Annotated in this window: 13 protein-coding genes; 4 read left to right on the forward strand and 9 right to left on the reverse strand. The window is 60.3% G+C overall.

The window, feature by feature from the left end; all coding sequences use genetic code 11:
* Positions 1-31 precede the first annotated feature (31 nt).
* Both ABD806_RS07740 and ABD806_RS07745 read left to right on the forward strand, forming a co-directional pair.
* Positions 32-2,086 (forward strand): protein-disulfide reductase DsbD family protein, encoded by a 2,055-nt coding sequence (locus tag ABD806_RS07740; protein WP_344956559.1) that lies wholly within the window; start codon positions 32-34, stop codon positions 2,084-2,086.
* Complete coding sequence (locus ABD806_RS07745; protein ID WP_344956563.1) at positions 2,083-2,589, forward strand: redoxin domain-containing protein; 507 nt, start codon at positions 2,083-2,085, stop codon at positions 2,587-2,589. The genes ABD806_RS07740 and ABD806_RS07745 overlap by 4 nt, the downstream gene beginning before the upstream one ends.
* Before the next feature lie 74 nt (positions 2,590-2,663).
* On the opposite strand, the gene ABD806_RS07750 is transcribed toward ABD806_RS07745, so the two are convergent.
* The 6 genes from ABD806_RS07750 to gpt form a co-directional block, all read right to left on the reverse strand.
* Positions 2,664-3,092, reverse strand: a complete 429-nt coding sequence (locus ABD806_RS07750) for a hypothetical protein (RefSeq protein ID WP_344956565.1) — start codon at positions 3,090-3,092, stop codon at positions 2,664-2,666.
* Between the two features lie 26 nt (positions 3,093-3,118).
* A complete protein-coding gene (locus ABD806_RS07755) occupies positions 3,119-4,375 on the reverse strand; it encodes a glutamate-5-semialdehyde dehydrogenase (protein WP_344956567.1) in 1,257 nt (418 codons plus the stop codon).
* 8 nt (positions 4,376-4,383) lie between these two features.
* Positions 4,384-5,487 (reverse strand): glutamate 5-kinase, encoded by a 1,104-nt coding sequence (gene proB, locus ABD806_RS07760; RefSeq protein WP_344956569.1) that lies wholly within the window; start codon positions 5,485-5,487, stop codon positions 4,384-4,386.
* 101 nt (positions 5,488-5,588) lie between these two features.
* Positions 5,589-5,987, reverse strand: coding sequence for a sigma factor-binding protein Crl (gene crl, locus ABD806_RS07765; RefSeq protein ID WP_344956571.1), 399 nt, complete (start codon positions 5,985-5,987; stop codon positions 5,589-5,591).
* A 108-nt stretch (positions 5,988-6,095) separates the two neighbouring features.
* Positions 6,096-7,349, reverse strand: coding sequence for an esterase FrsA (gene frsA / locus ABD806_RS07770; RefSeq protein WP_344956573.1), 1,254 nt, complete (start codon positions 7,347-7,349; stop codon positions 6,096-6,098).
* Positions 7,350-7,429: 80 nt separating this feature from the next.
* Positions 7,430-7,894 carry a xanthine phosphoribosyltransferase gene (gene gpt, locus ABD806_RS07775; RefSeq protein WP_344956575.1) on the reverse strand — a complete coding sequence of 155 codons (465 nt, stop codon included), beginning with the start codon at positions 7,892-7,894 and terminating at the stop codon, positions 7,430-7,432.
* Between the two features lie 442 nt (positions 7,895-8,336).
* On the opposite strand from gpt, the gene ABD806_RS07780 reads away from it, so the two are divergent.
* Positions 8,337-9,797, forward strand: a complete 1,461-nt coding sequence (locus tag ABD806_RS07780) for an aminoacyl-histidine dipeptidase (RefSeq protein ID WP_344956576.1) — start codon at positions 8,337-8,339, stop codon at positions 9,795-9,797.
* Between the two features lie 98 nt (positions 9,798-9,895).
* Positions 9,896-10,228, forward strand: coding sequence for a hypothetical protein (locus ABD806_RS07785; protein WP_344956579.1), 333 nt, complete (start codon positions 9,896-9,898; stop codon positions 10,226-10,228).
* Between the two features lie 39 nt (positions 10,229-10,267).
* Here ABD806_RS07785 and dinB read toward each other — a convergent pair whose 3' ends face one another.
* From dinB to ABD806_RS07800, 3 genes are all read right to left on the reverse strand, one after another.
* Positions 10,268-11,308, reverse strand: coding sequence for a DNA polymerase IV (gene dinB, locus ABD806_RS07790; protein WP_344956581.1), 1,041 nt, complete (start codon positions 11,306-11,308; stop codon positions 10,268-10,270).
* Positions 11,309-11,445: 137 nt separating this feature from the next.
* On the reverse strand, positions 11,446-11,670 hold the full coding sequence (nqrM, locus tag ABD806_RS07795; protein WP_344956584.1) for a (Na+)-NQR maturation NqrM: 225 nt from the start codon (positions 11,668-11,670) through the stop codon (positions 11,446-11,448).
* Between the two features lies 1 nt (position 11,671).
* Entirely contained in the window at positions 11,672-12,706 is a 1,035-nt protein-coding gene (locus tag ABD806_RS07800) for an FAD:protein FMN transferase (RefSeq protein WP_344956586.1), read from the reverse strand.
* Positions 12,707-12,711: the final 5 nt, after the last annotated feature.

Genomic DNA, 12,711 nt, shown 5'->3' on the forward strand with positions numbered 1-12,711 from the left:
TTTAACGTATTGATGTTTATGAGGACTGTTCATGATTAAAATTTTACTGAGCGGCCTGCTGCTGCTGTTGCTGTCCGCCGGTCCGACACAGGCACAAAACACCGGCTGGCTGCAAGCCCCCGAACATCCGCCGGTACAGGTCCGGCTGTCCCAGGCCGGCCGCTTTGATGCAGGCAATCAGCACTATCCGGCCTTGCTGGAAGTCGCCCTGGACGATGGCTGGAAGAGCTATTGGCGTTCGCCGGGAGAAGGCGGGATAGCACCGCGCATCGACTGGCAAGGCTCGGAAAACCTGGCCGCCGTTAACTGGCAGTGGCCCACTCCCGAGCGGTTTATGCTGCTGGGCGTCGAGACCCAGGGCTATCAGGACGAGGTGGCGTTTCCACTGCAGTTGGCGCCCGAGGATCCGAGCCGGCCAATCCACCTCAATGCGATCCTGACCCTGCCCAGCTGTACCACCATCTGTGTGCTGACCGACTACACCCTGCAATTGACCTTTGAGCCGCTCACCTCCGGGGTCGATGAGCGCTCTCAATATGCCTATCAGAAGGCGCTGTCACAGGTGCCCGGCCCGGCCCGGTTGGTCAGCATGGCGCAGCCAGTGTGGGACAAACAGCGGCAACAGCTGCTGATCAGCCTGCAGGGACCTCGGCCTTGGCAGGAGCCGGTGGTATTTGTGGATGATCTGGACTCCAGCCTGTTTAGTCGCCCGCAAATGAACCTGGACGGCGATCGACTCAACGTCCGCTTTATGGTCGGCAGCTGGGATGATGCGCTAGATCTGGCGGGTGAAAGCCTGACCGTCACCGTCGCCGATCAGGGGTTTGCCGAACAGCTGTCCGGCACCGTCAAGGCGGCTCCCATACTCCCCGACACGCCGCCGTTCAGCCTGCTCCAGGCCCTGCTTTATGCCTTGCTGGGCGGCCTTATCCTCAATATCATGCCCTGTGTGCTGCCGGTGTTGGGGCTTAAGCTGAACAGCCTGCTGCTCCATGGTGGAAATCCGGCGCAAATTCGTCGTCCGCTGCTGCTGTCGGCCATCGGCATACTGCTGTCATTCTGGGCACTGGCCACCTTTATGCTGGCGCTTACCTGGTCCGGCGCCAGCCTGGGCTGGGGCATCCAGTTCCAGCAGCCGGCCTTTCTTACCTTGATGTTGCTGATAACCGGCCTGTTTGCCTTCAACCTGTTCGGCATGTTTCATATCCGGCTGCCCCACCAGCTGAACACCTGGCTGGCCACCCGATCTTATCGGGGGGATGCCGGGCATCTGTTGCAGGGCATGCTTGCCACCCTGCTGGCCACCCCCTGCAGTGCCCCCTTCCTGGGCACCGCCGTGGCCCTAGCCCTGGCCTCCTCACCACCGATACTGGTTGCCATCTTTACCGGCCTGGGACTGGGCATGGCCCTACCCTGGCTGCTGCTGGCGCTGTTTCCCGCCGCCCTCAGGGTACTGCCCAAACCCGGCCGTTGGATGCTGTGGGTCAAGGTGCTGTTCGGTGTCATGATGCTGGCCACCAGCCTGTGGTTGCTGTCGTTGCTCAGTCCAAGCCTGGGTCCCAATGCCAGCCTGCTGTTGGCTGCCGCCCTGTTGCTGTTACCCCTGCTGTTTACGGTTCGCCGCCACGGCATCAAGGCCCTGCTGATCTGTCTGGCCGCTGGCAGCCTGCTGGCCGGGATAGGCGGCGTGGTGGCGCTGCTGACCCAGCCTTACTGGGTGAACCCGGTGAAAGATGAACTGAACTGGAAACCTCTCGATGTCGGACGCATCGAGCGGCAAGTGGCCGAAGGCAAGCGGGTGTTTGTAGACATCACCGCCGACTGGTGCATCACCTGCCAGGCCAACAAAATAGGCGTCCTGTTGCAGGAACCGGTATACAGTGCTCTGCAGGATGAGGATCTGCTGCTGATGCGGGGGGACTGGACCAGGCCTGATACCGAGGTGACCGCCTACTTACGCGCCCATGGCCGGGCCGGCGTGCCTTTTAACCAAGTGTATGGACCAACGCTGCCCGACGGCAAGCCCCTGCCGGTGCTCCTGACCACCGGGCAGGTGATCGATGCCCTGGAAGAGGCTCGGCCATGAGCCGCGGGTGGAAAAAGCTGCGGTCCCTGGCGGGTTATCTGCTGCTCCTGCTGGCGGTTATCACCGCCATCGATATCTGGCGCAGTCAGGATATCGTGGCCGGCACAAAGACCTTGGGCACCCTCACCACCCTGGATGGGCAAGTGCTGGATCTGACCGCCCTCAGCGAGCAGCAGCCGGTGCTGGTTTATGTATGGGCCAGCTGGTGTGGCGTGTGTCGATGGGTCTCCCCCATGGTCAGCCTGGCGGCCCGCCAGCTGCCGGTGGTCGGCATCGCCGTCACTTCGGGTCCGGAGGAGAAACTGACCGCTTATGTGGATAAGCACAGATTGAAATTTGCCGTGGTCAACGACGGGCAAGCCCGGCTCGCCCGTACCCTTGGCATCGGGGTCACCCCTACGCTTATGGTTGCCAGCCACGGCAAGCTGGATTACATCACCACCGGCTTTACCACTCTGCCGGGCATGTTTCTGCGCATCTGGCTGGCTCACATCGGGAATTAGGGACTCAGGGATCAGGAACTAGTGATTGGGGATTGGGGACCAGGATCGAGTCCCTAATCCCCGACTCCCGATTTTCAGAACAGCACCCGCCGCCCTTTGATACAGTCCCGACAGATGGGCTCGCCACCCAGCGAGCCCAGCATTTCAGGCGGGAAGCGCGTGCCGCAACTGGCGCACTCGCGAAACGACTTCAGACGAAAGGCAATGGTCTCATCCACCAACGCCATCAGCTGTTCCAGGGTGCCGTTGCGCTCTTCCACCACCCCCTGCCGCTGTGGCTTAGCGGTCTGGATATCATGGTGACGCCACTCTATCGCCGGCAGCAACACCTCGGCCCTGTTATGTTGAAAGTCAACAATGGCCAGGGTGGGTTCGCCGATAAACAGGGTATTAGCCCCTTGCACCGGGTAAGGCAACTGGGTTTTCAGATGCTGTCGCCACGACTCCAGGGTGAGCGACAGGGGCATCGCCAACAACAGGGCATCCAGCAACTTGGACGGCATAACAAAACCTCTCTTAGACAACCCGCTTACTGGCGGATTAAATAATCGGCCTGACCTATCCATTTATAGCTGGTCAGCTCCTCCAGCCCCATGGGGCCGCGGGCATGCAGCTTCTGGGTAGATACCGCCACCTCGGCTCCCAGGCCAAACTGGGCACCATCGGTGAAACGGGTCGAGGCATTGACATACACCGCCGCCGACGGCGCGCCATTGATAAAGCGCTCGGCATTGGCCAGATCATTGGTCAAAATGGCATCGGAGTGGCTGGCATTATAGGCGCGCAGATGGGCCAGGGCCTCATTCACATCCGCCACCAGCTTGACCCCCAGGGTCAGGCTCAGCCACTCGGTGTCGAAATCACCCTGCTGGGCGGCGCGCACCTTGGCCGGCCCTTGTTGCAATAACGGCAGGGCCTCTTGTTCCGCCACCAGCTCAACGCCCTTGGCGGCCATGTGCTCGCTCAGCAACGGCAGAAACCCATCCGCAATCGCCCGGTGCACCAGCAGGGTATCCAGGGCATTACAGGCGCTGGGCCTGTGGGTCTTGGCGTTGTCCACCACCGCCAGGGCACGGCCCAGATCGGCGCTGGCGTCGACAAAGGTATGGCTGATCCCGAAACCGCCGATGATCACCGGTATGGTCGCCTGCTCCTTGCACAGCTGGTGCAGGCCGGGGCCCCCGCGCGGGATGATCATGTCCACGTAGCGGTCCAGCTTGAGCAGGCCGCTGACCCACTCCCGTCCGGGCTCGCCGATATATTGCACGCAGCCCGCGGGCAATTCGCTCACCGCCAGGGCCTGCTGGATCACCTTGACCAGCTGCTGATTGGTATGGAAGGTCTCCCGGCCGCCGCGCAATATGCTGGCATTACCGGTTTTCAGGCAGAGGGCGGCGATATCTATGGTGACATTGGGCCTGGCTTCATAAATCACCCCGACCACCCCCAGCGGCACCCGCCGGCGGGACAGGCGCATGCCGTTTTCCAGCACCCGGGATTCCAGCTCACTGCCGACCGGATCCTGCAGCGACACCACATTGCGAACATCATCGGCGATGGCCTTCAGGCGCGCCGGATTCAGCATCAGCCGATCGAGCATGGCCTCCGCCATACCCTGGTTCCGGGCGGCGCTCAGATCCTGTTCGTTGGCGGCCAGGATCTGCGAACCATTGGCCTCCAGCGCATCGGCCATGGCCAGCAGGGCGCAGTTCTTTACCCGGGTCGGGGTTTCAGCCAAGACATAAGCGGCATCCTGGGCCGCCTTACCCATTTGTTCTAAATTCATCTTGTCTCCTACAAGAGCACCAAATCGTCTCTGTGAATGGCCACACTACCGTAACCATACCCCAACAGGGCCTCGATGTTTTCCGAGTGCTTGCCTTTAATCCGGTTCAAATCGAGGGCATCGTAACGGCAGATGCCCCGTGCCAGCTCGCGGCCTTCCGGATTGACGATACGTACCGCCTCTCCCCGGCGAAAACGCCCGTCGACCTTCACTATGCCTTTGGGCAACAGGCTCGAACCCTTGTCCCTGACCGCGCTGACCGCACCACCGTCGATATGGATCTCACCATGGGGAGGCGGCCCGGCCAGGATCCAGCGCTTGCGGCTTTCCAAGGGCGTCGCCAGGGCCGGGAAACGGGTGCCGATCCGCTCGCCTTTGGCCAGGCGGCCGATGACTTCCGGCATCTGCCCGGTGGCGATCACTACATCGACACCGGCGCGTCTGGCCACATCCGCCGCCTGCAGCTTGGTGGCCATGCCGCCCGTGCCCAAGCCGCTGATGCTGCCACCGGCCAGCTTGCGCAGGGTGTCATCTATGGTCTGCACCTCTTCAATCAGCTGCGCCTTGGGGTCATGGCGGGGATCGGCGGTGAACAGGCCTTTTTGATCGGTCAGCAGGATCAGCAGATCCGCATTGGCGAGGATGGCGGCGCGGGCCGACAGGTTGTCGTTATCACCGACCTTGATCTCGTTGGTGGCCACCGCATCGTTCTCATTGATGACCGGGATGATGCGGTGATCGAGCAAGGCCCTCAGGGTATCCCTGGCGTTGAGGTAGCGTTCCCGGTCTTCCAGATCGGCACGGGTCAGCAATATCTGCCCCACGTGCAGGCCGTAAATATTAAACAGGGCTTGCCAGCTCTGGATCAGCTGGGTCTGGCCCACCGCCGCCAGCATCTGTTTATTGGCCATGGTGGTAGCCAGTTCTGGAAAGCCCAGGTGCTCCCGCCCGGCGGCGATGGCCGCCGAAGTGACCACGATGATCTTGTGCCCGGCCCTGTGCAGGCTGGCGCACTGGCGCACCAGCTCCACCATGTGCGCCCGGTCCAGATGGCGGGTGCCACCCGTAAGTACGCTGGTGCCCAGTTTAACAACGATGGTTTTGCCTTTCATGGAACGCCCTACGGCTCCTTAATAACAGCAATGCCGGCACAGCCGGCAAAAAGAAAGTTCAAAAGACGCTTATGGCGTTTACATGATCGCCCTTGTGCGCATTATGCCGCGCTGAGCAGGTGGCTCTCTCCCAGGGCCGGTGAAGGTACTGCCTTCAGGGCAAGTCCGTCCAGGCACAGGTTTAGTTTCTCATAAAACTCACGCAAGGTCCGAACCACTTCATCCTGATGTTTCTTCGGCACCTCCTGGGAACGCCACTCACCGGCCGCATCATAGAAGCCCAAGGTATAATGGAATTCGAAGGTCTCTTCATTTTTCATCGTCAAGGTCATCCACCAACCCCAGAACTCCCGTTGTTCCGGTGCCGCCTTGGCGCTGGCGCAGACGGCCAAACAATCAAAGAAATACTCAGACTCATCCGACACCTCTCCGCGCAAGTAAGGGCCGATGGCTGCCAGTTTACGTAACAGTTGATGATGAGTAGCCTTTTCTGTTGTCATGCCTGCCTCCCTGGTAACTAGCCTATATGTAACGTTTTTTAGCCCAAGGGTAAAGGGTGGCCCCACGCATCTTCCTAAAAAGTCGGACAACTGGCGATAAGGACAGCATCAGAAATGCGCCAGTAACCAGTCCCGGGCTTGCCGCAGCGCCACCCCGTACACATCGAACAGCGGCAGCTTGTCCAGCACCAGTGCCTTGCCGCCCCTGCTGGCGTCGGCCAGGGCCTGGGTATCCTGCTCCGGACAGATAAAGTCACGCTTGTGTCCTATGCTCAATATCGGCACCGTGGTCCGGCTTCTCAGCAGCCCCTGGGTTTTTAACGAGAACTCCTGGCAGCGGTAAAACAGCCGTTCCCAGTCATTACTGCAGACCCCCAGGCGATTAGCGATAGTATCCCGCAACATGGGCGGTGTCTGCATAAAGCGCGGGTGCTCGGTGAAATAACGATGGCCGGCCCCGGCAATGCTCACCACGGTACGCAGCTTGAAGGGTGCCAGGAAAGCCAGCCGGCCCACCACATTACCGCCCATCCTGACCCCCAACAAGGCCACCCGGCGCTCATCCACCCAGGGGATCTTGGGCACATAGTCCAGCACCGCCTGATGCAGGCGGCTGCTGTCCTGCACCAGCGGCCAATGGGCCGAATAGCCCACCCCCGGCATATCCACCGTCAGCATGGCGATACCGGCAGGGGCCAGGTAGTCTTGATAGAAACGCTGAAAGTCGAGCTGGATACTGTCCAGGCTGCCGCTGACGATCACCAAGGGGCTCGGCTTGTCCAGCCGGGGCAAATGCAGATATCCCTGGACCCACTTGCCATGGAAGGGGACTTTCAGCTCTTTCAGCGGCACCGGCTGCAGCTGTCCGGCCCGCCGGTAGGCCTGATTCGCCAGCCGTTGCGCCTGCAGCCCCAGGGTATCGCCTTTCAGGTGGGGATAGCTGGCCAGGGCGAAATAACGGGCCGCCGCCAGGAACGCTAGCCGGGCCTGTTCCGGCTCGGCTCCGCTCAGCGCCATGCCCTGCTGCAGCTGGGCTGAGCCCAGCTGGCTCCATTCAAAAATCCAGTTGCCGCGTTTATAGTCGCTGACCGTATCCAGCCAGCGCGCCGAGCTGCGCAGGCCTCGACCGGCCGCGATTCGGGCCAGGGTGGCCTCGATTTCTATGCTGTCGGTGCCTTGCCAGCGCCAGAAGGCCCGCTTTTGCAGCCGGTAAAAACTCGGCAGGTGGGCACCGTCGATATAAGGCGCCAGCGGCTCGTTCACCTCCCCCCGGGCCCCCTGATACGAAATGGTAGAAGTCTCGGGCTGGTACTCGGTCCGGGAAAACAGCCGCTCACTCAGGTTGTCGCTCGCCCCGCTCATCAGTGCCTCCTGTTACACCCGCTATCAAGTTAAATCCGCCATAAAATCAAAAGGCTCCCGAGGAGCCTTTTGATCATACCTTATTCTTGTTCACACAGGGGCGGCACAAAGGTCACGCTCATATCCCAGGGTTGTTCTATCCAGGTATCCTGACCCACCCGCACCTCAAAGTCGTCCACCAGCGGCTCGCCCTTGGGCTTGGCAAATACGGTAATAAATTTGGCCTTGGGGTACAGCTCACGGATTACCTTGGCGGTATTGCCGGTATCAACCAGGTCATCCACCACCAGGAAGCCCTCGCCGTCACCGGATACCTGCTTCAACACCTGAAGCTCGGTGCGCTGATGATCATGGTCATAACTGGAAATACAAATGGTATCCACATGGCGGATACCCAGCTCACGCGCCATGATGGCCGCCGGCACCAGGCCACCGCGACTCACCGCGATAATGCCTTTCCACTGGCTGGCGGGCAGCTGACGACGAGCCAGCTTGCGGGCTTCACGCTGAAAAGAATCCCAGGTAACCACGAATTTGTTGGGCATAGAAAAAACCTTTGGGTGTTGATATGCAGAATCAAAAGTATAGTGCCGCCGACATCGACATTTTTCCAGATAAAGGAAAGCCGGACAAAAGGCTGATGCCCTGCCCGATGTCAGACGCCCACGGATAAATAATGGGCGCATTATAAAGATTGCGCTTAACCTTGACCAGTGTTTCAGGTTTATTAAGGGGGAGCGCTGTCCCGGGTTATCTCGCCCATGCTGCGCCGCTCAACCAACAACCAACAACCAACAACCAGCAACCAGCAACCAGCAACCAGCAACCAGCAATAATGTGGTTTATAAAACCAGCAGTTACAGAAAACCTGGAACAATGTAACGCAATAGCAACAATTTATTGTATTTTTTGTTCGGACCAAGCCATAACAAGAAAGTTAGGATAAGATGGCTGTTCACCAAGCAATCAGACTCCAGAGGGTATTCCATGGCCGGCATCAGTCAGTTGTCACCACCTTTACTTTGGCAATTCTTCGAGACCATCTGCAGCATCCCTCATCCTTCCCGCCATGAAGCCGCCTTGCGCCAATGGATTGAGCAGTGGGCCCGGGACCGGCACCTGGCGGTCGAACAAGACAAAGTCGGTAACCTGATCATCAGGAAACCGGCCACCGCCGGCATGGAGGATTGCAAAGGGGTGATACTGCAGGCCCACATGGACATGGTGCCTCAGGCCAATGCCGACTCCCGGCATGACTTCACCCGGGATCCGATCCAGCCCTATGTGGATGGCGACTGGGTCAAGGCCCGCGGCACCACCCTGGGGGCAGATAACGGTATCGGTCTTGCCGCCTGTCTGGCGGTGCTCGCCGATCGCCATGTGGAACACGGCCCGCTGGAAGTCCTGCTGACCATAGACGAAGAAAGCGGTATGACGGGGGCATTTGGCCTTGAGCCGGGCTTGCTGCAAGGAGACATACTGCTCAACACCGATTCCGAGCAGGACGGTGATGTCTATATGGGCTGTGCCGGCGGCGTCGATGCCAATATCAGCCTGCCCTACCTGGCGGTGGGCCCCGACCGGCGACATCAGGCCTGGCGGCTGGCCGTCGCCGGGCTGCGCGGCGGTCATTCGGGCATCAATATTCATCAGGGGCGAGCCAATGCCAACAAGCTGCTGGCCGAAGTGTTGCACGCGCTCGGCCAGCAGCTGGAGTTCAGCCTGGCCGAGCTGAACGGCGGAACCCTGCGCAATGCCATTTCCCGTGAGGCCTGGGCCACCATCACCCTGGCACCGGAGCACCAAGAGCGTATCAACAGCCTGCTCGAGCGGTGGCAGCAACAATTCAGCACGGAATTTGCCGGGGTAGATGATTTTATTCGCCTGAGCCTGACGGCCGAGCCGGAGCTGCCCGAGCGAGTCATGGCCCCACAGCTGCAGCAACGCCTGCTGGATGCGCTGCTGGCCTGCCCACACGGGGTGATGGCCACCAGCCGGAGCATGGCGGAAACCATCACCACCTCGACCAACCTGGGGGTGATCAAAACCGAGCAAGAGCGTATCTTCGTGCAATGCCTGATCCGTTCCCTCGATGACAGGGGCCGGGATCGGGTGGCCGAGATGACGGCCGCGGTGTTCCGCCTGGCCGGTGCCGACTGCCAGTTTAATGGCGCCTATCCCGGCTGGCAGCCGGATCCCGACTCCCCGATCATGAAGCTGGTGCTGGCTACCCATAAGGAAGTTTTCGGTGCCTTGCCGGCGGTCAAGGTGATCCATGCCGGCCTGGAATGTGGGCTATTCAAGGCCAGCTACCCCCATTGGGACATGGTATCCTTCGGACCCACCATCCAGGGCGCCCATTCCCCCGATGAGCGGGTACATATCAAGGCGGTGGAGCGCTTCTGGCTGCTGCTGACCCGGGTGCTGCACCAGACGCCCCGCCGCTAGGCGCGCGCCAGAGTCAGACAGGTGCGAGGGAGACGGCATGTTTAATTGTGCCGATTTATCGTATGCTCAGGGCAAATTCGCTTGAAGAGGACAACCAGATGAAACTCTCCCCCCTCTGTGTATTGCTGACCCTGCTCTCTACCCCGGTGCTGGCGGACAACCTGCTCAACAAGGCGGTGAGCTTCGGCCGTGAACTGCTGGACGAGACCCGCAAGCTGGCGCCCGGTATCCAAAACGACAAGCGTAACGAAACACCCACCGTTCAAGCCCGGCCAGTCAACGATGGCCGGTATAGTCCCGCCATCGAGCCAGGTCAGACCGCACCGGCCGTTCAGCTACCGCCATCGAACAATGTCCAGGCACCGCCGGCCGCAACGACAAGTAACAATCAGGGCTGGCAGATAGTGGAAGAAAATCATCTGAACCCGTAACCCGCCGCCGGATCACGATGAGAGCGGCAGCCAGCCTGGCTACCAGTCAAATTTCAACTGTTCTGTGTGCCGGCTGTCGTCCAGCTCCACACTGATCCCTACCAGGCGTATCCCCCTGCCACTGCGCCGTGCCCAGGCCTGCTCCAGCAACAACCGGGCCTGTTGCCAGTCCGGATTCAGGCTGCGCCGGGACAGGGTGGTTTGTTGAAAGTCAGAAAACTTCAGCTTGATACAGAGCCCCTTGATGGCGCGTTCGGCCAGCCGGCGCTGCAGATCCGGCCACAAGCTGGCCAACACGGCCTCCCCTTCCACCTCGCTGTAAATATCGGCCGCCAGGGTGGTTTCCACCCCCACCGACTTCCTGATCCGCTCCACCTGTACCGGTCGTTCGTCCCTGCCCTGACAGCGCTGCCAGAGCAATTGACCAAATTTGCCGAAGTGTCGCACCAGGGCGGTTGCCCCAAAGTCAGGCAACTGGCCGCAGGTTTCCAATCCCAGGTCCGCCAGCTTTTGCGCGGTTTTCCGGCCGACACCGGGGATCTTGGCCAGGGGCAGGCGCTGCACGAAATCGGTGACCGCCTCCGGCGGGATCACGAACAGGCCATCGGGCTTGTTTTCTTCCGAGGCTATCTTGGCCAGAAACTTGTTGGGCGCCACGCCGGCGGACGCGGTCAACTGCAGCTCATGCTGGATAGTACGGCGAATATCCTCGGCGATGCGGGTGGCACTGCCCTGAAACAGCGGGCTGTCGCTCACATCCAGATAGGCCTCATCCAATGACAGGGGTTCAACCAAGAGGGTATAGCGACTAAAAATTTCACGGATCTGCAGGGAAACGGCCTTATATTGCTCCATATTACCGGGCACAAGCAGCAGCTCGGGACACAGCTGCAATGCCTGATGGCTGGGCATAGCCGAGCGAACCCCATAGGCACGTGCCGGATAGTTGCAGGTGGCGATCACCCCGCGCCGGCTGGCACTGCCGCCGATGGCCAGGGGAATACTGCGCCACTCGGGGTGCTCACGCATCTCTACGGCGGCAAAAAAGCAGTCCATATCGATATGAATGATCTTGCGCACGGTCTGGGCTGGATAAATACACAGTATCCGAATAGTAGCGCGAAACCAGGTGGGCAGGAAGCCGGGGATTTGGGGTTTGGGATTTGGGATTTGGGATTTGGGATGATGAATCACCAATCCCAAGTCCCTGCCCTACATCAAATGATGCGGTTTTCTTCCAGCATCTTACGTCTGGCTTCTTCCTTGGCCATTTTCTTCTTGCGGTTATCGCAGGGGTCCGGGCAATCACAAGCCTTTTCGACACCGATCGAGCCCAGGCCGCCGCAGGAGCCGGAGATGGTCTTGCGCTGCACTATGTAACCGATGGCCATGGCGAAAATCACCAGGGCAAACACCCCGAAGGTAATCAGAAAATACAGCATATCAACCTCTTAAATACTTCTTGAAGGCGCTGGACATATCCACCCTGAAGCCGTCGTCAGTCTTGGTGAGCAGATAGACCGCCAGTCGGTTTGCTTCCGCAAATGCCAGGGCCTGCTCGGTTCCCATCACCGTCAGCGCCGTTGCCAGACCGTCTGCCATCATACAGGAAGGGTGTATCACTGTCACCGAGGCCAGGTTATGGGTGATCGGCCGGCCGGTGGCCGGGTCCAGGGTATGGGACAGCCGTTTACCATCCAGCTGATAGTAATTACGGTAGTCGCCGGAGGTGGCCACGCTGTTGTTGCCGATGGCGATCACCTGCTGCACCGAGCCGCTCTCCGCTCCCGGTTTTTCCACCGCAATCCGCCATGGCTGGCCCTGGGCATTGTGACCGCTGACCCGCACCTCGCCGCCGATCTCGACCAGATGATCGGTCAAGCCTTCTTCAGCCAGATACTCGGACACCAGATCGGTGCCAAAGCCCTTGGCGATAGCCGACAGATCCACATACAGCTCCGGCAGTTGTTTATGCAGGAACTCGCCTTCCGCCGTCACCCTGACCTGCAAATGCCGCAGGCCGGTCAGTGCCCGGATCTGTTGCAATTGTTCAGGTGAAGGGATGCGGGTCGGCCGGGCATCGGGACCGAAGCCCCACAGGTTGACCAGCGGTCCCACCGTTACATCCAGGGCGCCATCGCTCTGCCGCCCCAGCTGCAGGGCGGCGGTGACCACCCTGGCGGTATCGGTCGACACCGGGAAAGGCGTCGGCTGTTCATGGCGGTTGAAACGACTCAGCTCGGAGTCGGGCCGGTAGGTGGACATCTGGTCGTTGACCCGCTCCAGCCGGCGGTCGATCTCCGCCTGCAGAGGCGCTGCCAGTGCCTCATCGGCCCCCACCACCTTCACCGAATAATAGGTACCCATGGTCTCGCCGGTCAGATGCAATACCGACGACTCCGTCGCCGGCGGTTGACAGGCCGCCAATAAAAAGGCCAGCCCCACAGGGGCCAGCCATTTAGTTACACGCGATATCATCAGCG

Source organism: Zobellella aerophila (assembly GCF_039539325.1).
Taxonomy (GTDB): domain Bacteria; phylum Pseudomonadota; class Gammaproteobacteria; order Enterobacterales; family Aeromonadaceae; genus Oceanimonas; species Oceanimonas aerophila.